Annotated in this window: 16 protein-coding genes; 14 read left to right on the top strand and 2 right to left on the bottom strand. The window is 48.6% G+C overall.

Annotation, left to right across the window (positions count from 1 at the left end):
* The first annotated feature begins 42 nt into the window (after nucleotides 1–42).
* The gene (locus BMZ54_RS29690) at nucleotides 43–1,476 is read left to right on the top strand and encodes an MBOAT family O-acyltransferase (protein WP_089920402.1); all 1,434 of its coding nucleotides are present in this window, start codon (nucleotides 43–45) and stop codon (nucleotides 1,474–1,476) included.
* Between the two features lie 3 nt (nucleotides 1,477–1,479).
* Entirely contained in the window at nucleotides 1,480–2,514 is a 1,035-nt protein-coding gene (locus BMZ54_RS29685) for a hypothetical protein (RefSeq protein ID WP_089920400.1), read from the top strand.
* A gap of 79 nt (nucleotides 2,515–2,593) precedes the next feature.
* On the opposite strand, the gene BMZ54_RS29680 is transcribed toward BMZ54_RS29685, so the two are convergent.
* Nucleotides 2,594–3,034, bottom strand: a complete 441-nt coding sequence (locus BMZ54_RS29680; protein ID WP_162277703.1) for a DUF4293 domain-containing protein — start codon at nucleotides 3,032–3,034, stop codon at nucleotides 2,594–2,596.
* A 146-nt stretch (nucleotides 3,035–3,180) separates the two neighbouring features.
* Between BMZ54_RS29680 and BMZ54_RS33645 the strand changes: the two genes are divergently transcribed.
* The 5 genes from BMZ54_RS33645 to sucD all read left to right on the top strand — a co-directional run bounded on the left by BMZ54_RS33645 (nucleotide 3,181) and on the right by sucD (nucleotide 9,460).
* The gene (locus tag BMZ54_RS33645; protein WP_089920396.1) at nucleotides 3,181–5,490 is read left to right on the top strand and encodes an NADP-dependent malic enzyme; all 2,310 of its coding nucleotides are present in this window, start codon (nucleotides 3,181–3,183) and stop codon (nucleotides 5,488–5,490) included.
* Nucleotides 5,491–5,570: 80 nt separating this feature from the next.
* On the top strand, nucleotides 5,571–6,602 hold the full coding sequence (locus tag BMZ54_RS29670; protein ID WP_089920394.1) for a hypothetical protein: 1,032 nt from the start codon (nucleotides 5,571–5,573) through the stop codon (nucleotides 6,600–6,602).
* A gap of 105 nt (nucleotides 6,603–6,707) precedes the next feature.
* The gene (locus tag BMZ54_RS29665; protein WP_089920392.1) at nucleotides 6,708–7,451 is read left to right on the top strand and encodes an MlaE family ABC transporter permease; all 744 of its coding nucleotides are present in this window, start codon (nucleotides 6,708–6,710) and stop codon (nucleotides 7,449–7,451) included.
* A 107-nt stretch (nucleotides 7,452–7,558) separates the two neighbouring features.
* A complete protein-coding gene (locus BMZ54_RS29660; protein WP_089920390.1) occupies nucleotides 7,559–8,374 on the top strand; it encodes an ABC transporter ATP-binding protein in 816 nt (271 codons plus the stop codon).
* A 189-nt stretch (nucleotides 8,375–8,563) separates the two neighbouring features.
* The gene (sucD, locus tag BMZ54_RS29655) at nucleotides 8,564–9,460 is read left to right on the top strand and encodes a succinate--CoA ligase subunit alpha (protein ID WP_089920388.1); all 897 of its coding nucleotides are present in this window, start codon (nucleotides 8,564–8,566) and stop codon (nucleotides 9,458–9,460) included.
* A gap of 71 nt (nucleotides 9,461–9,531) precedes the next feature.
* Here the strand turns inward: sucD and BMZ54_RS29650 are convergent, their stop codons facing one another.
* On the bottom strand, nucleotides 9,532–10,233 hold the full coding sequence (locus tag BMZ54_RS29650) for a response regulator transcription factor (RefSeq protein WP_089920386.1): 702 nt from the start codon (nucleotides 10,231–10,233) through the stop codon (nucleotides 9,532–9,534).
* Nucleotides 10,234–10,408: 175 nt separating this feature from the next.
* On the opposite strand from BMZ54_RS29650, the gene BMZ54_RS29645 reads away from it, so the two are divergent.
* The 7 genes from BMZ54_RS29645 to BMZ54_RS29610 all read left to right on the top strand — a co-directional run bounded on the left by BMZ54_RS29645 (nucleotide 10,409) and on the right by BMZ54_RS29610 (nucleotide 24,549).
* Nucleotides 10,409–16,408, top strand: coding sequence for an alpha-2-macroglobulin family protein (locus tag BMZ54_RS29645; protein ID WP_162277702.1), 6,000 nt, complete (start codon nucleotides 10,409–10,411; stop codon nucleotides 16,406–16,408).
* A gap of 117 nt (nucleotides 16,409–16,525) precedes the next feature.
* Complete coding sequence (locus BMZ54_RS29640) at nucleotides 16,526–17,572, top strand: NAD(P)/FAD-dependent oxidoreductase (RefSeq protein ID WP_162277701.1); 1,047 nt, start codon at nucleotides 16,526–16,528, stop codon at nucleotides 17,570–17,572.
* Nucleotides 17,573–17,699: 127 nt separating this feature from the next.
* Nucleotides 17,700–19,451 (top strand): aspartate--tRNA ligase, encoded by a 1,752-nt coding sequence (gene aspS, locus BMZ54_RS29635; protein WP_089920380.1) that lies wholly within the window; start codon nucleotides 17,700–17,702, stop codon nucleotides 19,449–19,451.
* 254 nt (nucleotides 19,452–19,705) lie between these two features.
* The gene (locus BMZ54_RS29625) at nucleotides 19,706–20,239 is read left to right on the top strand and encodes a glucosaminidase domain-containing protein (RefSeq protein ID WP_089920376.1); all 534 of its coding nucleotides are present in this window, start codon (nucleotides 19,706–19,708) and stop codon (nucleotides 20,237–20,239) included.
* Between the two features lie 112 nt (nucleotides 20,240–20,351).
* Entirely contained in the window at nucleotides 20,352–21,731 is a 1,380-nt protein-coding gene (locus BMZ54_RS29620) for a GDSL-type esterase/lipase family protein (protein WP_089920374.1), read from the top strand.
* A gap of 43 nt (nucleotides 21,732–21,774) precedes the next feature.
* Nucleotides 21,775–23,028 carry a GDSL-type esterase/lipase family protein gene (locus BMZ54_RS29615; RefSeq protein WP_162277700.1) on the top strand — a complete coding sequence of 418 codons (1,254 nt, stop codon included), beginning with the start codon at nucleotides 21,775–21,777 and terminating at the stop codon, nucleotides 23,026–23,028.
* A 33-nt stretch (nucleotides 23,029–23,061) separates the two neighbouring features.
* Complete coding sequence (locus BMZ54_RS29610; RefSeq protein WP_089920370.1) at nucleotides 23,062–24,549, top strand: MBOAT family O-acyltransferase; 1,488 nt, start codon at nucleotides 23,062–23,064, stop codon at nucleotides 24,547–24,549.
* Nucleotides 24,550–24,552: the final 3 nt, after the last annotated feature.

Raw genomic sequence — 24,552 nt, 5'->3', positions numbered from 1 at the left:
GATAAGGAATTGTAATTAACACCGGCCATATAACCCAACTGCATGTTATTTAACTCTATTGATTTTGCCATCTTTTTACCAATAGTATTCGGGCTCTATTGGCTGGCTAACAACAAACTGAAACTGCAAAACATCCTGCTGCTGGTTGCCAGCTATTTCTTTTATGCCTGCTGGGATTGGCGGTTTATGTTCCTGCTTATTTTCTCTACGCTGCTGGATTATTATACAGGATTAAAAATGTCGGATACCAACAGTGCAGGCATGAAAAAATTCTGGTTCTGGTTAAGTATTTCTGTGAACCTGGGTTTCCTGGGCGTATTCAAGTACTATAACTTTTTTGTAACCTCTTTTGCAGATGGGCTCTCGCAGCTAGGGCTACACGTAAATCCATGGACCATAAAGATCATACTGCCCATTGGCATCTCGTTCTACACCTTCCATGGCCTCTCTTACGTGATAGATATTTATAAAGACCGTATAAAGGCAGAAAAGAATTTTATTGACTATGCTTTGTTCGTAAGCTTCTTTCCCCTGCTGGTGGCGGGTCCTATTGAAAGGGCTACGCACCTGCTGCCGCAGATCCAGCGGGAACGGCATTTCAATTACGCAAAAGCGGTAGACGGTTTACGGCAGATCCTGTGGGGGCTTTTTAAGAAAATTGTAATTGCAGATAACTGTGCGGAATACGCCAACCAGATCTTCAACCATTCAGCCACCTACTCCGGCAGCACGCTGGTGCTGGGCGCGTTGTTCTTCACCTTCCAGATCTATGCCGACTTTTCCGGTTATTCAGATATAGCCCTGGGTACAGCCAGGCTGTTTGGTATAGAGCTGTTAAGGAACTTTGCTTACCCGTATTTCTCCCGCGATATTGCGGAGTTCTGGCGGCGCTGGCATATTTCCCTTTCCAGCTGGTTCAGGGATTACCTGTACATACCGCTGGGTGGCAGCCGTGGCGGCACCTGGATGAAGGTGCGTAATACCTTTATTATTTTTATTGTAAGTGGTTTCTGGCATGGCGCCGCATGGACGTTTATTGTATGGGGCGCATTAAATGCCGTGTACTTTTTACCGCTGCTGCTTACCAATAATAACCGTAATAATCTTGAAACCGTAGCACAGGGTAAAACCTTTCCTACGTTCCGGGAATTTTTCAGCATCCTGCTCACATTCGGTTTAACGGTGCTGGCCTGGATCTTTTTCCGCGCGGCAGATATACACCATGCCATCAGCTACATTGCAGGTATCTTTAAACCTTCGCTGTTTAGCATACCGGAGGTAAAACCGCTCACCGTTATACTGCTGGTAATACTGTTCATATTAATAGAGTGGAGGGGCCGGGAGCAGCCCTATGCAATCGCTGATTTTGGCCTGCAGTGGAAAAAACCGTTGCGGTATGCCTTATACTATGCCATCATTTTTGCCATCATCTGGTTTGGAGGTAAGGAACAAGAATTTATTTATTTTCAGTTTTAGGTTATGCGCAAGTTCATTGTAAAAATATTTTCCTTCAGCATTATTCCTTTTATCCTGATACTGGTGCCAACGTTGCTGTATATGAAAAGGGATGTGTATGCTGATTTTAAACAGTATAATAATTACTCCTGGAAATACTCCTTTCAGCAGCTAGGCGATCTGTCCACCAAAAAGCTGCTGAAGGCGCCTAACACCAAGTATAACTCTTTCATTTTTGGCAGCAGCCGTACCACCGGTGTATATGCCTGTTACCTGCAGCAAAAGATCCCGAATGCACATTTTTTCCATTATGCCAACTGGAATGAAAGCATTGGCGGTATGGATGAAAAGCTAAAGCTGCTGGATACTTTAGGATATAACATCAGCAACGTGATTATATACCTGGATACGGATAACACTTTTGAAAATGACGGCGCTTGCCACCCCTCAGACCATTACCTGCTAACCCAAAAGAGTGAAAGGGATTATATGCTCAGCCATTATAAGAGCTTTTTTTCCTCGTTGAATGCAGATAAGATAAAGATCCTTTGCGGCATGCCGGTAAGCGGCGGTATCTACCCTAACTGGGAATCGGACCCGGTGACCAATGATTGCAAGCACTTTTGTACGGATAGTATTATTGCTACTTATGACGATGTGCTGCACGATGAAAAATTCATACATAAAATGGATTCCCTGAAAGCAAACGGGTACTTATATAAAAGAAGTGCTACCCAGCAATACAGGCCGCAGCAGATCTCAGCAGGAGAAGAACGGATGCTGTTAAGCATGAAAAAGACCTTTGAGAAACATAACACCAGCTACTACATTGTAATAGCGCCTTTATATGACCAGGAGAAATTTGCCCCGGCGGATATGGCCATCCTGCAGCGCTGTTTTGGCAGCCACCTGTATGATTTTTCAGGTATAAACGCTATTACAAATAATGTATACAACTACCCGGACCGCAAACATTTTCAGCCCTATATTTCAAAAATGATCCTGGATTCCATTATCACGGATAAAAGCAGTGTGCGGGTGCAAATGACCAAAAGATAACAAACAATTAAAGTGCTATAAATACAACAGCCGGATGAGATCTTCATCCGGCTGTTGTATTATATTCTTTGCTGGTGGCCTATCGCAGCCGGTCAAGGGATTTGATCAGCTTTTCATCCTTATAAATACCCCGGGCGGCCAGGAACAGGAATATTAATATGAGCACCGGTAAAAAGGCGCCGGGTAAATAGGTAGCGGAAATAATGCTTACGCCGGAGCTTACCAGCGTATTGGCATGGTCCTGCACTTTAAAATATTGCAGGATAATAGCGGCAACGGCAAAAAGTATATTGATCACCGTTAGGCGGAACTGTAGCTTACGGTTCTTGTACAGGAAAATACAGATCAGGGCCAGCAGTACAATCAGCATGTAAAGAACAAATACCAGGAAGCTGGATTGGGCGTTAAAATAACTTTCGGTGTTATTGCTGAGCTTAGCCTTCCATAAGTTCAAAAACCAGGTAGCAGTGCCGGCGCCGGCGGCCAGCAGCAGGTATAGACTTTGAATGCGTTGTATCATGATATTTGCCAGTGTTTTAACTGCGTAAATGTAATAATTTATGCTTAAACAGCAGTGCCTTCCTGTGTCATACAACCATTGGGTCATTTAGCCATAGGCCAATACTTTGTATATTGCAGCCCCGAACGGTCTTTTATAATTTATTTATGGCGAGAAAAAAACTGAATAAGCAGGATGCGCTGGACTACCATGCATTAGGCAGGCCAGGCAAAATTGAGGTAGTACCTACAAAGAACACCAAAACACAATGGGACCTTTCACTGGCTTACTCTCCCGGAGTAGCAGAGCCCTGCAAGGAAATTCATAACGACGTGGAAAATGTTTACAAATACACGGCTAAAAGCAACCTGGTAGCGGTTATCAGCAATGGTACAGCTGTGCTGGGCCTGGGCGATATTGGCCCGGAAGCAAGCAAGCCGGTTATGGAGGGCAAGGGTGTATTATTCAAAATATTTGCGGATATAGATGTATTTGATATTGAGCTGAATGCCCGCGGGGTAGATGAGTTTGTGCAGGTGGTAAAGGCGCTGGAACCTACATTTGGGGGCATTAACCTGGAGGATATTAAAAGCCCGGAATGTTTTGCCATTGAGGAGCGCCTGAAAAAAGAGCTAAAGATCCCCATTATGCACGATGATCAGCATGGTACCGCTATTATATCCAGCGCCGCTCTGCTGAATGCGCTGGAGCTGGTAAAAAAGAAAATAGAAAAGGTAAAGTTTGTAATAAACGGCGCCGGCGCGGCCGCCATGGCCTGCGTAAAGCTGTATGTAGCCCTGGGCGCTAAACCGGAGAACTTTATCATGTTCGACAAGAACGGCGTTATTACCAAACAGCGTACAGATCTTACTGAGATGCACCTGCAGTTTGCCACCACCTCGAAAGTAACGGAGCTGGCAGCAGCTATGAAAGGCGCCGATGTATTTGTAGGCCTGTCTGTAGGCAATGTGGTAACCCCGGAAATGGTAAAAAGCATGGCCAAGCAGCCCATTGTATTTGCCATGGCCAACCCGGACCCTGAAATAGCCTACGAGCTGGCCATACAGGCCCGCCCGGACATTATTTTTGCTACCGGCCGCTCCGATTATCCCAACCAGGTAAATAACGTGCTGGGTTTCCCCTACATTTTCCGCGGTGCGCTGGATGTAAGAGCCACGCAGATCAATGAGGCCATGAAGCTGGCAGCAGTACATGCACTGGCAGAACTGGCCAAGGAGCCTGTACCGGATATGGTAAACCTGGCCTATAATGAACGTAACTTATTTTTTGGCCCTACCTATATTATTCCCAAACCGCTGGACCCGCGCCTGCTTAGCATGGTAGCGCCTGCGGTGGCCCGTGCCGCCATGGAAAGCGGGGTAGCCCAGAAAGCCATCACTAATTGGGAGGCTTACCGGGATGAGCTGAATCACCGCCTGGGACTGGATAACCAGCTGTTCCGCGTAATTGGTACCAAAGCCCGCCAGGATCCGCGCAAGGTGGTATTTGCGGAAGCAGATAACCTGAAAGTGCTGAAAGCCGCACAGGTAGTACGTGATGAAGGTATTGCCTACCCAATATTGCTGGGTAACGAAGCCCGCATTCGCCGCCTGGCAGAGGAAAACGGTATTGAAATAGATGATACGGTGATCATTGACCCTAAGAGCGATGAAATGCAGGAAAAGCGACATCGCTTTGGGGAGCTGTTCTTTGCAAAGCGGCAGCGTAAAGGGTTTAATAAGTATGAGGCCAATAAGATCATGCGGGAACGTAACTACTTTGGCTGTATGCTGGTGGAAACCGGCGAGGCCGATGCCCTTATTTCCGGCCTTACCCGCAAGTACCCGGATACGATACGCCCGGCGCTGCACGTAATAGGTATGGAAGAAGGCGCCAAGCGCGTGGCCGGTATGTACATCATTAATACCAAACGCGGCCCGCTGTTCCTGGCCGATACCACGGTGAACTTTAACCCCACCTCCGAAGAGCTGGCAGAGATCACCATAATGGTGGCTAAAGAAGTGCGCCTGTTCAATATTGAACCGCGTATAGCCATGGTCTCTTACTCCAACTTTGGCTCCAGCCCCACGCCGGAAGCGCAAATGGTAAGCAAGGCCCGGGAGCTGGTAAAGAAAATGGATCCTACCCTGATAGTAGATGGGGAAATACAGGCTGCCATGGCCTTTAACCAGGAAATTTTAAAAGATAGTTATCCTTTTTCCGAGCTGATAGGGGAGGAAGTGAACACCCTCATTTTTCCAAACCTGAGCGCCGGTAATATTGCCTATAACCTGCTGCAGGAAGTGGCCGGCTTTGATGCCATAGGCCCTGTGCTGCTGGGTATGAAAAAGCCCGTGCATATATTACAGTTAGGCAGCACCGTACGGCAAATTGTGAACATGGTGAATATTGCCGTGGTAGATGCCCAGCATAAGTGCTGCAAGGAAGTAGAGGAACCGAAGAAAAAGAAAAAATAAGAGGTGCTAATATACTGATGTGCTAATGTGCTGGCTTATTTTGTATTAATTTACACGCCGGCATATTAGCACATTGATTTATGCAGCACATTTCCCGAAAAAAAATATTCTTTCCGCTCAACCCGGCATTCAGAAGATACCTGAAGCTGTATGAAAGGGAATTGCAGCTGCCGGTATCCTATGAGGAGCTGCGGTATTATGAAAGCGGTATACCGGTATATGATAAAAGCGGGAAAGATACTTTATGGGAAACCGTACTGTACCCGCAAAGCATGGTGGGGCAGCTGCACGCAGGGCTGAAGCGCATTTACTCCTTTCTGAAAGCCGGCGGCGACCAGGCTGCTGAAGAGCACCTGCATATAGAACGTATTGATTACTGCACCTTTGGTAACTCGCACCCTTTCCGTATTAAGATCGTCAATAACTATAATGAGGTGTACGACTATTTCTATATTAAAATAGCCGATGCCTCCCGTATTTACGGCCTGGAGCTGGAACACATCCTTTCCCCGTACTGGATGAACTTTTTGGTAGATGGGAATACCCTGGTGGAAGAGCATATTGCCGGGGTGCCGGGCGACCAGTTCATTCTGCACTACCTGCAGCGGCCGGAGTTTAACCCCAAACGTATAGCCAAGGAGTTTGTAAAATTCAATGAGCGCTGTTTTGTACGCCTGCTGGGCGATATGCGCTCTTACAACTTTGTATTTGATATTACGCCGGATTTTGATGACGTGCAGTTCCGCATACGCGCAATTGATTTTGACCAGCAGTTCTATGAAGGCAAGCGCACCCTGTACATGCCGCAGTACTTTAAGGAAAACCGCGTGTTTGTGGACCTGGCTATTAAACACCTGAATGCAGAAGTGGTAAAACAATACCAGCAGGAGGAGCGGGCGCTGATTGCCCGCCGTATTAAAGTACAGCGTCACCGTATTAAAGATCTGCGTGATGTTATTATGACGGACCATGTATCTTTCCCGGATAAAATTCAGCAGCTGGGCGATGAGCTGGCCCAGTATTATGAAGATCCTGTATTTGCCAAAAGTAAAACCATGGGGGAGATCATTGAGCGGAGCCTTAAGCGGCTGCTGGTACAAAGCCTGCGGTAGCAGCTATTAGCTTTTGGCTATTAGCTATTAGCTTTTAGCCAGGTTACAGCTAACAGCTAAAAGCTAATAGCTAACAGCTGTTAATTTTACTATCTTTGAAAATCTATGGAATTTAGATTCTTTTACCATTTTGGCGCTTATTTGCTGATGCTGAAGGGGATGTTCTCCAAACCGGAGAATCCGAAAATGTACTGGAAGCAGCTGATGCAGCAAAGCGTGGATATAGGCATTGGCTCATTAGGCATTGTGTTCATCATTTCACTGTTCATGGGAGGGGTTACCACCCTGCAAACCGCCTACCAGCTGGTAAGTCCCATTATTCCTAAAGCCACCATAGCCCAGATTGTAAGAGATACCATTATCCTGGAATTTGCGCCTACCCTCACCAGCATAGTGCTGGCCGGCGTGGTAGGGTCTAAAATAGCATCGGAGCTGGGTAACATGCGCATTTCCGAACAGATAGATGCGCTGGAGATCATGGGTATTAATACCAGGGGATACCTGGTGATGCCTAAGATCCTGGGCGCCCTGTTAACCATTCCCTGTTTGGTAGTCATTGCCGGTTTCCTGGGTATCTGGGGTGGTAAAATGGCCGGTGTAATGGCCGGTATTATTTCCAATGATGAATTTATACAGGGCCTGCGCCAGGAGCTGAAGGTCTATAACATCTTTTTTGCCCTCAGCAAATCGTACACCTTTGCGTTTATCATTTCCAGCGTATCTGCCTACTACGGCTACAATGTACAGGGGGGCGCGCTGGAAATAGGTAAGGCCAGCACCACGGCCGTAGTGGTAAGCTGCGTGTTGATATTGTTTTCGGATTATGCGTTATCGGCAATATTGCTGTAAAATAGTCCATTGTCCATGGTCGATAGTCCATAGCATACTCCGTAATACTTATACTACGATATATGCAATGGACCATGGACTATGGACCATAGACTTACGAAAGAACTATGATCGAACTAAGAGATATTAAAAAAGGATTTGGTGATAAGGAGATACTGAAAGGCGTGTCCGCTACCATGGAATCCGGTAAGGTGAACCTGATCATTGGCTCCAGCGGCAGCGGTAAAACGGTGATGATGAAGTGCATAGTAGGCCTGATGACGGTTAACAGCGGTACTATCCTGTATAATGACCAGGACTTTACTGCAATGGACGAACACGAAAAGAAAACCATCCGCCAGGAAATAGGAATGCTGTTCCAGGGATCTGCCCTGTTTGACAGTATGACGGTGGAGCAGAATGTGATGTTCCCCCTGGATATGTTTGGCAAAGGCAGCTACAAGGAAAAGAAGAAGCGGGTAATGGAGTGCCTGGACCGGGTGAACCTGAAAGACGCCGCCAAACGTTTTCCCGCTGAAATAAGCGGGGGTATGAAAAAAAGGGTAGGCATTGCCCGGGCTATTGTGCTGAACCCCAAATATTTGTTCTGTGATGAACCCAATTCCGGCCTGGACCCGCAAACTTCCCTGCTTATAGATAAGCTGATCAAAGAGCTGACCCTCGAATATACCATCACTACCGTGATCAATACCCATGATATGAACACCGTAATGGAAAGCGGGGATCATATCATTTACATGTATGAAGGCTACAAACAATGGGAGGGCAGCAATGAGGAGATCATTTTCGCAAAGGACGAGAAGCTGAACGACTTCATTTTTGCCTCCGAATTTCTCCGGGATGCCAAAGAAATGCGGCAAATGGAAATGTTCCGGGATAAAAACTGGCGCGACCGCCTGCAGGGCGGCAAACCGGAAAAGTAGTTGGCAGCCTGCAGTGGGCAGTTGGCAGTCAGGTGCCGCCGCTACAGCCAAAGTGAACTACTCCGGGACTGCCAACTGGCAATTGCCCACTGCCAACTTGCCAAAGGTTTGGTATTTGGCTTTGGTAGTTTTATTTTTGCCCCCTGAAAAGATTTAACTAATAATAGTATAACTAATAAACCAAGCGTAATGAGTGTTTTACTTAATAAGCAGAGCAAGGTAATAGTGCAGGGATTTACCGGTACAGAAGGTACTTTCCATGCTACGCAGATGATAGAATATGGAACCCAGGTAGTAGGTGGCGTAACGCCCGGTAAAGGAGGCTCCACTCACCTGGAGCGCCCGGTATTTAATACGGTGAAAGACGCGGTAAAAGCTACCGGCGCAGATGTATCTATCATATTTGTACCGCCTGCCTTTGCTGCAGATGCTATTATGGAAGCCGCTGAAGCGGGTATTGCGCTGGTAGTTTGTATAACGGAAGGTATTCCCGTGCAGGACATGGTAAAGGCCAAAGCTTACCTGCAGGGTCGCGAAACCCGCCTGATAGGGCCTAACTGCCCCGGCGTTATTACTGCTGAAGAAGCCAAAGTAGGCATTATGCCTGGTTTTATATTCAAGAAAGGCCGCATCGGCATTGTATCAAAATCCGGTACCCTTACCTATGAGGCGGCAGACCAGGTGGTAAAAGCCGGTCTGGGTATTTCTACCGCTATTGGTATTGGCGGTGACCCCATCATTGGTACTCCTACCAAAGAAGCGGTAGAGCTGTTGCTGAACGATCCTGAAACCGATGGTGTGATCATGATCGGTGAAATTGGCGGTAGCATGGAAGCTGAAGCAGCTTACTTTATAAAAGAGCAGCGCGAAAAAGGTAATACCAAACCCGTAGTAGGTTTTATTGCCGGCCAAACCGCGCCTCCCGGCCGCCGTATGGGCCACGCCGGTGCTATTATTGGCGGTGCAGATGATACTGCTGCCGCTAAAATGAAGATCATGGCTGCCTGTGGCGTGCATGTGGTAGAAAGCCCTGCAAACATCGGTAAAACCATGGCAGAAGTGCTGAAGAAAGAGCTGGTGAAATAATTTAATGATTTGTTCATAAAGCAAGCGCCCTGGTTGATGATAACCGGGGCGCTTTTTATTTGGAAGAAACATCAATGCATAAAAGCAGAAGCGTTAGGCCAGTGCAGAATGCGCACTACCAGCTCGCTTTTGGAATTTACATCCAGCTTGCGGTAAATGTTCTTGGCATGAAAACGTACTGTTTCAATGGAAATTTGCAGGTCGCCGGCAATGAGCTTATAGCTGCTGCCATTCATCAGGCGTTTTAATATTTCCAGCTCGCGCTTGCTGAGCAACGTAGTATAATTGCCGGGTTGCGCCATTACCAGGTCGTGAATAAATTGCTGTGTAATAAGCGGCGATAAAGGGAATCCCTGCTGCAGCAGCACATTACCGGCATATGCAGGTAATGCAGCATTTACTTCCTGCTTCAGCACATAACCATTAAAACCTGCTTTCAGGTAATTGATCACAATATTCAGATCACGGCAATCGGAGATACCTACTACCTGCATGGCATTGGGCAGCGCATGCCGGCTACCCATAAAACGTATAAGAGCAGCAGCTTCGTAAGAATCAATATCTATGAACAGTAACAGCTTATCGCCAAATTCATGGCTAAGCTGCAGGGCATGATCCAGGGATGCTGCGTGTATGCAAAACGGTTGCAGGTCAGGGATGGCAGTAATTAACGTATGATGAAAATGGGGATCAGCCGTAATAATAACCGGCTGTAATGAACTGCCGGTAACGGATGGTGAGGGGCCCTCCAGATGCCTTGAAGAATGCTGCATATTTATTTCAAAGGATATGTTTGGGGTGATCAAAAGCCTCTTCTACCTTGTAAATTTATGGTAATGGAAAGGAATGAAAAAAAATATTATGGGTATCTTAACATAAAATACACCATCCTATATGCGATGCAAATTCCTCTGGATACTTATTTTAGTTTGTTTTTATAAACCCGTTATGGCACAATACAACTATACGAATGAATGGAAAAAGGTAAGAGAGCTGGATGATAAAGGCCTGCCCCAATCAGCCCTGCAGGTAGTGGAGGGCATTTATAAACAGGCGGTAAAAGACGGGCGCGATACGGATATTGTAGCCTCCCTCATTTTCCGCATAAAATACCAGGAAGACCAGGAGAATGGCCAGGTAAAGAACCTGGAGGAAATAAACCGGCAGATAGCACAGTTTAAAGACCCGGTACGTGCAATACTGCAAAGCATAAAGGGGGAAATGTACTGGCGTTACCTGCAAAACAACCGCTACCGCTTTTATAACCGCACCGCGCTGGCCAGCGATACGGCTACGGATATTGCCAGCTGGGACATGACCCGTTTAAACCGGGAGATCACCCTGGCATATACCGCCTCCCTGGAAAATACGGAGCTGTTGCAAAAAACAGATCTGACAGTGTACGATGGCATACTGGAAAAAGGCAATGCCCGCGTGTTGCGTCCCACCCTATACGATCTGCTGGCGCACCGTGCGCTGGATTATTTTAAGTCCGGTGAAAATAACCTGAACCAGGCAGCTAATTTATTTGAGCTGGATGATGCGCAGGCTTTTGCACCTGCTGCTGATTTTGCAGCACATCACTTTACTGCAAGCGATTCCAGCTCCCTGCAGTTCAAAGCCATTTTGCTGTTACAGCAGCTGATCAGCTTTCACTTAAAAGATAATAACCGCGCTGCTTTGCTGGATGCAGACCTGGAGCGCATGCGTTACGTAAACCAGGTAGGCGTAATGGCAGATAAGGAAGAGCTGTATGTAAAAGCCCTGCAGCAAATGCAGCAGGCTTACGCGCAGGAGCCGGAAGTAACCCGTGTTATGTACATGCTGGCGCAGCTTTATTACCAGCAGGACCAGCAAAGTAAAGATAGCGCCACCGGCAAAGCTGCGCAGGCCGTGGCTTTGTGTAAGCAGGCCATACAACATGCGCCAGCCAGCTATGGCGCCAGCAATTGCAGGCAGCTGCTGCAGCAGCTGGAAGCCCATGAGCTGCAGCTAACCACAGAGCTGGTGAACCTGCCGGAGCAGCCTTTCCGCACGCTGGTTACTTACCGTAACCTGTCTAAAATATATTTGCGGGTGGCGCGTGTGAATGAATCGTTTATGGAGCAGCTGCGCAGCGCACAAAATGATTACCGCGATACCACTAACCGCTACTGGCGCCTGATCATTGACAGGAAACCCAGCCGCCAATGGGAGCAGGCCTTACCAGATCCTGTAGATTACAGGGAGCATAATACAGAAATAAAAGCGGAGGCTTTGCCGCTGGGCCAATACGTGCTGCTGGCAGGCACCACGCCGGATTTTGATATGGCGCAAAGCATACTTGCCGTGCAATTCATTCACATATCGCAGCTTAGTTACATTAACCGGAATAATGATTACCTGGCCTTGCACCGGGAAACAGGAGAACCGCTTTCCGGCGTAAAGCTGCGTATATGGGAAATGGTGAGGGACAGCCAAAGCGGGCGTATGGTAAGTAACCGCCTGCTGCAAAGCGCCACTACCAATAAAAGCGGACGCATTACTTTGGATAGGAGTGTGAATAAGCAAAACCGGAATGTACGGCTGGAATGGAGCCTGGGAAAAGATACCCTGTTCACCGATAACTATAAATACCTGTACCGGTATTACCAACCGGAGCCACGGGAAAAGGAAAAACCGCAAAGCTTCCTGTTCACAGACCGGGCTATTTACCGCCCGGGGCAAACAGTGTACTTCAAAGGAATTGTGGTTAAAACCAAGGATTCCACTAACGTTAGTAATGCAGTAGCAGATTATAAAACTATGGTGCAGCTAACGGATATGAATGGGGAAAAAGTAGATTCCATAGCCGTTACTACCAATGAATACGGCGCTTACAACGGTAAGTTCAAATTGCCGGAAGGTGGGCTGAATGGATCATTCACCATTTCAGATGTAATTACAGAAGGCCGCGCTTATTTTTCAGTGGAAGAATATAAACGTCCTAAATTTTATGTGGAGTTTGATACAGTAAAAGGCAGCTACCGTGTAGGCGATACCGTTACCATACATGGGAAAGCGCTGGCTTATGCCGGTAATAATATTGATGGCGCCGCGGTAAAATACCGGGTGGTGCGGGAAGCCCGCTACCCTTATTACTGGATGTTTATGTACCGGCCGATACCTGCGTTCGCATCCCGTGAAATAACGCATGGGCAGCTGCAAACCGGCGCAGACGGTACTTTTACCATTCACTTCAGCGCCCTGCCGGATAAACAGATAAAGCCGGAGCTGAAACCTATTTTCACCTACCGTGTTTATGCAGATGTGACGGACCTGAATGGCGAAACCCGCAGTGGTGAACAACGTGTATCCGCCGGTTACCAGCTCATGGAAATAAAGCTGGATGTACCAGATGAGCTATCTGCCAAAGAGCTGCAGCAGGTAAAAGTAACTACCGCTAACCTGAATGGTACTTTTGAACCGGCTACGGTGCAAATGCGCTTATTACCCCTGCAGCATCCCAACCGCCTTATGCGCGCCCGTTACTGGGAGGCGCCGGACCAGTTTGTATTAACGGAACAGGAATTTCTGCAGGCATTTCCGCTGGATGTATATAAAAGGGAAAATGAACCATCGCAGTGGCCGCGCAAAGCGCCGCTGCTGGAAAAAACATTCACCACCGCAAAGGATGGCCATACAGAGCTGTCTGTAAAATCACTGCCTCCAGGAGCTTATGAGCTGGAAGTAACTGCCAGAGACGCTGCAGGCGGTACTCTTACGCAGAAAAAAGTTTTTAACCTGGTAGATGCTGCTGCGTCCCAGTTGCCTTACCCGGACTACTTCCGCATACTGGCAGATGAGCAGCCGCATGAACCGGGAAGCGAAGTAAAACAGGTAGTAGGAACCACTGCCAAAGACCTGCATATACTGCAAACCATTGAAAGAATGGACCAGCAGCCGGTAGATGATTTTGTACAACTATCTGCCCAGCAAAAATCGTTTGCCTATAACATTACGGAAAAAGACCGCGGCGGCTTACGTATAACCTATACCGTGGTAAAGGATAACCGCGTATTCAGCCAAAAACAGGATATTGCTGTACCCTGGAGCAATAAAACGCTGGATATACAAATAGGCACGCACCGCGATAAGCTGCTGCCCGGAGAAAAAGAAAAATGGCAGGTGCAAATAAAAGGCTACAAAAAAGACCAGGTGGCTGCAGAGCTGCTGGCTGCTATGTACGATGCCTCCTTGGATGCTTTTGCACCGCAGCAGTGGACGCTGCCGCCGCTGTACCCGGTGTTTAGCCCGGGGCAAACCTGGCAGGATACGGATAACTTTACCAAACAACAATCCTTTAACCGGTACCCGCCGGTACCGCCGCTGGAAGATAGTGTGATCATCTATGATGCGCTGCGCTGGTCTGACTGGCTTGGCGGGTATGGTGGCGGAATGTATAAAAAAGAATTACGGGTGGGTGCCGCTGCACCAGGCCTTGCCCGTGACAGGGCTGCTGTGGCAGCTGCCGCTCCCCCGGCGCCGGTAATGGCGGAAGCGGCCATGGATAAAAATGCCTCGTTATCAGAGGTTGCAGTAGTTCAAAAGCCTGAAGCAGCCGCAAAAGAACTACCTGCCGCTGTTACACCGCGCACCAACTTTAATGAAACAGCCTTCTTCCTTCCGGACCTGCATACGGATAAAGACGGTAATATCACCTTTGAATTTACAGTGCCGGAAGCCCTTACCCGCTGGCGTTTCATGGGCCTGGCCCACACAAAGGAAATGGCTTTGGGCTATACGGAAACCAGTATTGTTACGCAAAAGCCATTAATGGTGCAGCCCAATGCGCCCCGCTTTATGCGCGAAGGTGACCGTATGGAATTCAGCGCCAAGATCAGCAACCTGGCAGATAGCACCTTGATAGGCCAGGCCCGCCTGGAGCTGCTGGATGCCACCACTATGCAGCCGGTAGACGGCTGGTTCCAGAACACTTTCCCGGTACAGCATTTTACTGCATACAAAGGGCAAAGCACCCTGGTAACCTTCCCGGTACAAATCCCTTACAACTTTAACAGCGCGCTGTTATATCGTGTGGTAGCACAATCCGGCCAGTTTAGCGACGGCGAGGAGAATGCGCTGCCCGTGCTTACCAACAGCATGCTGGTAACAGAAACCCTGCCGATGGCGCTGCGCGGCGATGGTAACCGCAGCTTTACTTTTGACAAGCTGCTGCATAGCGATACATCTGAAACCCTGCGCCAGCACGCCGTAACCGTGGAGTTTACCGGCAACCCGGCCTGGTATGCCGTACAGGCGTTACCGTATTTAATGGAATACCCGTACCAGTGTGCGGAGCAAACCTTTAACCGGTATTATGCCAATGCCCTGGCCACCCATATGGTAAATGCTTTACCTGGTATTAAAACAGTGTTTGACCAATGGGCTAAAAAAGATACCGCTGCCCTGCAAAGCAACCTGCAAAAGAATGAGGAGCTGAAAGCCGTGCTACTGCAGCAAACACCCTGGGTGCTGGAAGCTAAGAGCGAAGCGGAGCAGAAATCGCGCATAGCCCTGCTGTTTGACCTGCACCGTATGAGCAGGGAGCTGGAAAAAGCGCTGGGACAGCTAAAACAGATGCAGTTGTCCTCCGGCGCTTTTCCCTGGTTTACCGGTATGTGGGAAGACCGTTTTATTACCCAGTACATTGTTGCCGGCGTAGGCCGCCTGCAGCAGCTGGATGCGCTTTCCGCCGCACAAAAAGCAAGCTGCCGTGAGCTCACAGATAAAGCGCTCAACTATCTGGATATGCAGCTGGATAAGGATTACCACCAGCTGCTGCAGCAGAAGGTAAATATGAAAGAGCAGCATATTGGCGGTATACAGGTGCACTACCTGTACATGCGCAGCTTTTATAAAGACAAACCTTTAGCCGCTAAATACCAGGCCGCCTATAGCTATTACCTGGAACAGGCCAAAAAGTTCTGGCTGCCGCAAAACCGCTACGTGCAAGCGTTAGCAGCTGTTGCACTATATAAGAATAACGATAAGGAAACACCCGCCGCTATTTTAAGATCGTTAAAAGAACATGCTATTACCAATGAGGAAATGGGCATGTACTGGAAAGGGCAATGGGGCTACTGGTGGTACCAGGCGCCTATTGAATCACAGGTAATGATGATAGAAGCTTTTGACGTGGTAGCAAAAGATACCGCTGCGGTAGATGCTATGAAAACCTGGCTGCTTAAGAACAAGCAAACCAATAACTGGAATACCACCAAAGCCACGGCAGATGCTTGCTACGCCATGCTGCTAAGCGGTAACAACTGGCTGGCCGCCAGCCCGCAGGTAACTATACAGCTGGGGAGTGAAACCATTAGCAGCGCTAACCAGCATACAGAAGCCGGCACCGGTTATTTCAAAAAACGGCTGGAAGGTAAGGACGTAAAACCCGCTATGGGCAATATACAGGTAAGCATGCAGGGCAGCCAGGGGCAACCCTCCTGGGGCGCTGTGTACTGGCAGTATTTTGAGCAGCTGGATAAAATAACTCCTGCCGCCACACCGCTGAAGCTGGAAAAACAGCTGTTTATCCAGGAAGTAACTGACAAGGGCCCGGTGTTAACGGATATCTCAGACAACAAGCAGCTGAAAATAGGAGATAAGGTAAAAGTGAGGATCGTATTGCGTGCAGACCGTGATATGGAATACATTCACCTGCGCGATATGCGGGCCGCCTGTTTTGAGCCGCAGAATGTGATCAGCAGCAGTAAATGGCAGAATGGGCTCAGCTATTATGAAAGCACTAAAGATGCCTCCACTGATTTCTTTTTCAGCTATCTGCCCAAAGGCACTTACGTGTTTGAGTACACACTTTTTGTAACACATGAAGGCACTTTCTCCAATGGCATCAGCACCGCACAATGCATGTACGCGCCGGAATTCAGCGCGCATAGTGAGGGGCTGAACGTGAAAGTAGTGAAGTAGTTTTTTTAGTCCATGGTCCATAGTCCATGGTCCACTGCATATATCGTAGTACAATTATTACGGAGTATGCTATGGACTATCGACTATGGACCATGGACTTTTCACTACTTTCGCACTATGCAATTCGACTACCTCATAGCCGGCCAGGGCATAGCCGGCACTATGCTGAGCCACCGCCTGTTACAGGAAGGGCAGCGGGTGCTGGTAATAGATGCGTATAAACCCAACAGCGCATCGCGTATAGCCGCGGGGGTAATTAATCCTGTATCGGGCCGCCGTTTTGAAATGGCTTGGATGTATGAGCAGCTATACCCCTTTGCAAAACAAACGTACCGGCAGCTGGAACAGCTGTTGGGCGTACCGGTGTTTAAGGAAAGGGATATCTGGATGGCCCTGCCATCGGAGCAGCTGCGCACGGCTTTTAATAATAAAACCACACAGGGATTAGCGCAGCAATACACCCATCCGGCGAATGCCGCCCTCATGGAACCCTGGCTGTACCAGCCTTACGGCGCAGCCATAGTAAAAGGCGCTACCGTATTGCTGCATCACTTATTACCTGCATGGCGGCATTATTTAGCAGAAAAGCAATTGTTGCGGGATGAGCAGCTGGACCTTGCACAATTGCAGCACACTGCAGCCGGCGTACAGTATAAAGATGTGCAGGCCCGCGCTATTATTTTCTGCGAAGGGGCGCAGATCATTCATAACCCCTGGTTCAAACACATTCCTTTCCTGCTGAATAAGGGAGAGGTATTAAAGGTGCACATTCCCGGCCTGCATACAGAGAACATCCTCAAAAAAAGTATTACACTGGTGCCGCAGGAGCAGGAAGTGTTCTGGGCAGGCTCCACCTTTGTATGGGATTATGTAGATGAGGCACCCACAACAGAAAAAAGGCTGTTCCTGGAAGAAAGTTTGCAGCAGCTGCTGAAAGTGCCCTACACGGTGCTGGAACAGCAGGCCGGTATACGCCCCTCCGGTAAAGACCGCCGCCCTATTATGGGGTTGCACCCGCAATATCCTGCCCTGGGCCTGTTCAATGGGCTGGGAACCAAAGGCTGCTCCCTGGCCCCTTACATGGCGCATTTGCTTACACAGCACTTATTGCAGGGTGTGCCCCTGCTGCCGGAAGCCGATATTAAACGATATTTTAATAGATGAAGGGCTACAAATGCAGGCGTTAAAATGTATCTTTGCCCCCCATAAAATACTTTTTTGAGGTGTAATGTCTGGTGAACCATATCCACCAAACAGGCACTGTCAAAGTTCAAAACATCAACTTTTTTCTATGTATAGAACGCATACTTGTGGTGAACTCAGGTTGGAGCAGGCAGGCCGGCAGGTTACATTAGCCGGTTGGATACAAACAGTAAGGAAATTACATAAGACAGTTACGTTTGTGGACCTGCGCGACCGTTATGGCGTCACGCAATTGCTTTTTGGCGAATCCCTGGTTATCCAATTGGAAGAGCAACCCCTGGGACGTGAGTTTGTGATACAGGTAACCGGCACTGTTACAGAGCGTACCAGTAAAAATCCAAATATGCCTACCGGTGATATTGAGATCACTGTAAGCAATTTTTCTATACTGAATGCCGCCAAAACGCCTCCCTTTACCATCCAGGATGATACGGACGGTGGTGATGAGCTGCGTATGAAATACCGCTACCTGGATCTTCGCCGCAACCTGGTGAAGCAGAACCTGGAGCTGCGTTACCGCGTAAACCGCTCTGTACGCAACTTCCTGGATACCAGGGGATTCATGGATATTGAAACACCTTTCCTTATAAAATCCACCCCGGAAGGCGCCCGCGACTTTGTGGTGCCCAGCCGTATGAACCCTAATGAGTTCTACGCCCTGCCGCAGTCGCCCCAAACCTTTAAGCAGCTGCTGATGGTGAGTGGGTACGACCGCTATTACCAGGTGGTAAAATGCTTCCGTGATGAGGACCTGCGTGCCGACCGGCAGCCGGAATTTACCCAGATAGACTGCGAAATGAGCTTTGTAGAGCAGGAAGATATCCTGAACACCTTTGAGGATATGGTGAAACATGTGTTCAAAGAGATCAAGGGTATTACTTTCAACGAAGCTTTTCCCCGCATGACCTGGGAGCATGCCATGGAGTTTTATGGCAACGATAAGCCGGACATCCGCTTTGAAATGAAGCTGGTAAACCTTACTGATACTGTTCAGAACCAGGGCTTTAAGGTGTTTGACGATGCGGAGCTGGTAATTGCCATTTGCGCAAAAGGCTGTAGTGAATATACCCGTAAACAGCTGGATGAGCTGACCGATTGGGTGAAACGCCCCCAGATAGGCATGAGTGGCCTTATTCACCTGAAATATAATACAGACGGCACGCTGAAGAGCTCTGTGGATAAATTCTTTGACGAAACCAAGCTGAAAGGCTGGGCAGAAAAATGTAATGCCCAACCCGGCGATCTTATACTGGTATTGGCCGGCCGCGAAGAGCGTACCCGCAAAGCCATGAGCGAGCTGCGCCTGGAAATGGGCGAACGCCTTGGATTTCGCAACAAAAACGAGTTTAAACCGTTATGGGTCATAGACTTTCCGCTCTTTGAGTATGCTGAAGAGGAAAAACGCTGGGTAGCCCGTCACCATCCGTTCACCTCCCCCAAACCGGACCAGGTAGCGCTGATGGATGAACCATCCAGATATGGTGAGATCAAGGCCAATGCATATGATATAGTGTTGAACGGCACGGAGATAGGCGGTGGCTCTATCCGTATTTTCCAGCGCGAGCTGCAGGAGAAAATGTTTGCCGCCCTGGGTATGAGCCCGGAAGAGGCCCGTCATAAGTTCGGGTTCCTGCTGGGCGCCTTTGAGTACGGCGCACCTCCCCACGGTGGTATTGCCTTTGGTTTTGACCGCCTGTGCTCCCTGCTGGGCGGCAGCGAGAGTATCCGCGATTTCATTGCGTTCCCCAAGAACAACTCCGGGCGCGATGTAATGCTGGATGCTCCTAGTGATATAGACCAGTCTCAGCTGGATGAGCTGAAAATTGGGTTGATTAAGTAGTCTATAGTCCATGGTCCATGGCCTTTTGCGCAGTGCCGTACTACGCTCTATGCTATGGACTATCGACCATGGACCATGGACTGAGTGCCAATAGGCACGCTATTTGCGAGAGGCTGATGCTTTTGATAAAAGATCCCCTTTGGCGCCTGATCAAAAGGTACCAAAGGGGATTGGCACAATATAGAGAGCGTATTGATATTTAATTTATATTACATAAATTTGTAAATTATTAACACCACAAAAAATATACTGCCATGAGAGGCAACAAACTACTCAGTCGTGTGGTATGGTTTTGTGCAATGCTAATATGTGTGCTGATAGCACAAACAGCCTACCCACAACAGCATAAGAAGCGCTACCTCGACAAATACGAGGACCTGTCAGTGAAGCTGATGAATGAAACGGGTATCCCGGCCAGTGTAATACTGGGCATAGGCATGCTGGAATCAGGAATGGGCACCAGCCGCAACGCAAAAATGCTACATAACCACTTTGGTATTGTAGGGCGTAACAACCTGGCCAAGCGGCATGCCGGCTATCGTTCAAAATACAAGGAGTATAAAACGGATGAAGATTCTTATGAGCACTTTGTAAAGATCGTCCGTAAAAAGAAATGGTATGCAGAAATGAAAGGCAATACGGAATATTCCCTTTGGCTTAAGCATATGAACCATACCGGTTACAGTACTGCCGGTACAGAATGGATCAGAAGAGTAACAAACCTGATTAAACGATACAAATTGTATAAATTGGATGCGCAAATGGATTTTGCGAAACAAGACAATTAATTACGCAGAACGCATAATGCTCAACGCCGAACGCATAAAGCAAAAAGCAGAAAGCATAAAACAATCAGCGTTTAGCATTCAGCGTTAAGCCTTTAGCGTAACAACACGACTCATGCCAGCCAACAAATCCGCCCACCCGTTCTATATCATTGCCGGCACTATGATATGCTTGCTGGCCTTATCGTTTGTACATAACAGCTTCTCCTTCCAGGGTTTTACATCCCGGCAAATAGATCTGCTGGCCGATGTGAAAGCTACCCCGGCTCCTCCTGTTGTTAAGCACACCATTGTTGCCAAAGGAAAGCCAGGCGATTCTGCCAGGCAGGTTACCGGCATCCCGGAACCAGACCACCGCAGCTATGATTTTATGACCTACACCGGCATACAGGAGTATACGGATACGGTAGCAGTAGCCCCGGGCATGCAGCACTTTTTGCAGGCTTTGGAGGAGCTGAAAGCCGGTAAACGTAAAAAAGTGCGTATCGCCTACTTTGGCGATTCCATGATAGAAGGTGACCTCATCACCGGCGACCTGCGCGACAGCCTGCAAACACAGTTCGGCGGCGCCGGCGTGGGTTTTGTACCTGTAACCTCTGTAGTGGCTTCTTTTAGAACCACCATACAGCATACTTTTTCCAATAACTGGAAAGATTATCATTTCCGCAACAATCCCCCGCAGGACCTGCCGCTGGGCCTTTCCGGGCATACCTTTATACCTGCCACAGAAAGCTGGGCGCGGTATAGTCCTGTGCGTAAACATGGTTTGGACCGTTTCAGTGAAGTAGTTCTTTTCTATGGCCCGGGTAACAGTAATGTGATCATTAACGGTAAGCCCTACACGCTCTCCGGCGGCGACCCGGTAAATGAGCTGGCCTTTCAGCAGGACACTGCGCAGCCATCCGTACTGCTGAAGTACGCAGGCGGCAGCGCACAGCCGTTCTACGGGTTAAGCTTTGAAAGTAATAACGGGGTATATGTAGATAACTTTTCGTTCCGCGGTATTAGCGGCATAGAGCTGGGTAAGCTGGGCCGGGGCGTGCTGCAGCAAATGCAGCGCCAGCACCCGTATGACCTGGTAGTGCTGCACTACGGCGCTAATGTGCTGTTCCGCCCGGAGCTGACGGATTACAGCTGGTATGAACGCCCCATGCAAAGGGTAATAGACTCCCTGCGCAATAACTGGCCCCAAACCTCTTTCCTGATAGTAGGCACCGCAGATAAAGCTTACAAAAAAACAGACCGTTACATTACGGCGCCCGGTGTACCGGCCCTGCTGAAAGTACAGCATGAGCTGGCAGAGCAGCATGGCACCGCTTACTGGAACCTGTACGCAGCCATGGGCGGCGAAGGTTCTATGACGCACTGGGTAGAAGGGGATACCGTATTAGCTAATAAAGATTATACACATTTTAACAGGCAGGGAGCGGCCAGGGTAGGAGCGCTGCTGTATAAAGCGATCATGGATGAGTATAAGCAGGAGCTGCACCCCTAGCGGTTTTGTGAAAGCGCTTGTAAAAGCATATTTGGTTTTATTCATGGACAGTAAGGGTAAGAGCGCGAAGGTGCTGGTTTTTTTCATTGGAGTACTGTTGGTAACAGTTGATGCAGTGGCGCAACACGCCGCAGCAACAACTGCGTCCAATAATATCATACAGCAGGATACTGCCCTGTACCGATTTTTTGCAGCGCTGAACCAGGTAGATAGCAATGTGGTAAGCATATTACACCTGGGTGATTCTCATATACAGGCAGGCTTTTTCCCGGTTGCCACAGGTGGAGCGCTGCAGCAGCAGTTTGGCAATGCCGGCCGTGGATGGGTATTCCCCTATAACCTGGCAGGCACCAATGGGCCGGATGATTACCGCTGGAATAGTACGGTAAGATGGCAGACAGACAGGATCATAGATAAGCATAAAGACCAGGAGCCGGGACCCGGAGGTATTGTGATCTATTCACAAAGCGCCGCGCCCACACTGGCTTTCAACGGCCGGGGCGATAACGGGATGGAAGATGAGGTAACGCAGGCGCAATTGTTTTTTGATGCAGGAACAACTGATGTAAGTGTACAAACGCCGGGAGCGGAAGTAACGGTAATGCCGGCGCCCTATCCCGGTTCGCCTACGTTAAGCAGGGCTACCTTAAACTTTTCGCAGCCTATGTCTACTTTCCAGACACGCTGGGAAGATAATGGCAGCACCATTTTCAGGTTCTATGGCGCTATTCTGCAGAACGGGCATAACGGCATCCTGTACCATGCCATTGGTATTAATGGCGCGCAGTACCAGCATTACGTGGAAATAGATAATACGCTGGCCGCACAATGTCAGGCGCTGCAGCCGCAGCTGGTGATCATTTCACTGGGCACCAATGAAGCATACAGCGGCCTGGGAGCAGCGGCCATCCGCGATCAGGTGGATAATGCAGTGCGTTTAATAAAAGAGCAGCTACCCAATGTGAATATTTTACTGACCACGCCCCCGGATTGCATGCGCACATCCAAAAAGGCGTTCAGGAAAAAGGCAGGTAAAAAGTACCGCACCTATTACCGCATTAATTTCTATCCTAATCCGGCCATTAACATGGTTACGCAGCTGCTGATCGATTACAGCCGTGAGCATGGGCTGGCCTACTGGAATTTTAATGCGGTGAATAAAGCTATGAAAAGCAGCTTTGCCGGCGCCTGGGCGCCTGATCATATTCATTTCAGCGCAAGGGGTTACCAGCTGCAGGGACGCTTGCTGTATGAAGCGCTGCGCCGCTCATACGCCCTGTACCTGGACCGGAGATAAGAAGTAATAAGACCGTTAAATTGAACCGTTTAAATGATTGATGTTACTAAACTGTTGTCAACCTTGTTGTACGATCCTAAGGATCCTGTACTGTTCAACAGCGCATTTTTCTTTTATTACTTTGCCATTTTCCTGTTCTGCTACCTGGCGGTATCCGGCAGCAAAACCGGGCGGGTATGGGTTTTTACCCTGTTCTCCTTATACTTTTTTTACAAAGCCTGCGGGTTTTATGTAGGGCTGGTGATCTTATCGGCCATCGTGGATTTTAATCTTTCCCGGTGGATCTACCGCGCGCAGCAGCGATCATTGCGCGTGTTCCTGCTGGTGTTCAGCATTGTCATTAACATAGGACTGCTGTTCTATTTTAAGTATACTGATTTCTTTATCGGCATTGTGAACGAGGTAACGGCCGGGCATATACGCCCTTTGCATTTGCTGCTGCCTATCGGGATCTCCTTTTATACGTTCGAGAACCTGAGCTATACCATAGATGTGTACCGTAAGGAGTTTCCGCCAGTGGACAATTTTATGGATTACCTGTTCTTCCTTTCCTTTTTTCCCAAGCTCATGATGGGGCCTATTGTGCGGGCGGCAGACTTTATTCCGCAAATATCCCAGCCTTATGTGCTGGACCGGGAGGATATAGGCACCGGCATGTACCTTATTATCAGCGGACTGTTTAAGAAGATCGTAATATCGGATTTCATTTACCTCAATTTTGTACAATACATTTTTGACGATCCTTCCAAGCACACCGGCCTGGAATGCCTGCTGGGCGTATATGGTTACGCATTGGTGATCTACTGCGATTTTTCCGGCTACTCTGATATGGCCATTGGTATTGCCCGCTGGACCGGTTTTAAAATACCACCCAACTTTGCCACGCCTTACCAGAGCGCCAGCATTACAGAGTTCTGGCGCAGATGGCATATCTCCCTTTCCTCCTGGCTGCGCGATTACCTGTATATTCCGCTGGGTGGTAACCGTAAGGGCAGGGTGCGCCAGTATGTGAACCTGGCGCTGACCATGCTGATAGGCGGTTTCTGGCACGGGGCCAGCTGGAATTTTATTTTCTGGGGCGGCCTGCATGGCGTGGCCCTGGGGCTTGATAAAGTAAGGATAGACTGGCTGAAAAAGACCGGTAAGGTGTACACCGGTTTTAGCAAGTACTTTTTTAAAGTGCTGGGCATTCTCATTACTTTCCACTTTGTATGTTTCTGCTGGATCTTTTTTAAGGCATCTTCCTTTCACGATGCCTGGGCGCTGATACACCAGATCGCATACGACTTTCAGCCTGGTATCTGGTATGATCTGTATCAGGGTTATACCGCTGTATTTGCCTTAATGCTGCTGGGTTTTGTGCTGCATTTTGTAACGGCTTCCGGCGGCCAGCAGGTGATGGAAAAAACCATGGCGCGGGTACCTGTATGGGGCAGCGTGGCCATTATGGTAGTGTTCATCTGGCTGCTGATCCAGGTAAAATCCACCCAGCCCATGATCCCGATCTATTTCCAGTTTTAAAGG

Source organism: Chitinophaga rupis (assembly GCF_900109685.1).
Taxonomy (GTDB): domain Bacteria; phylum Bacteroidota; class Bacteroidia; order Chitinophagales; family Chitinophagaceae; genus Chitinophaga; species Chitinophaga rupis.
This window is presented reverse-complemented; position numbering and strand designations above follow the sequence as displayed.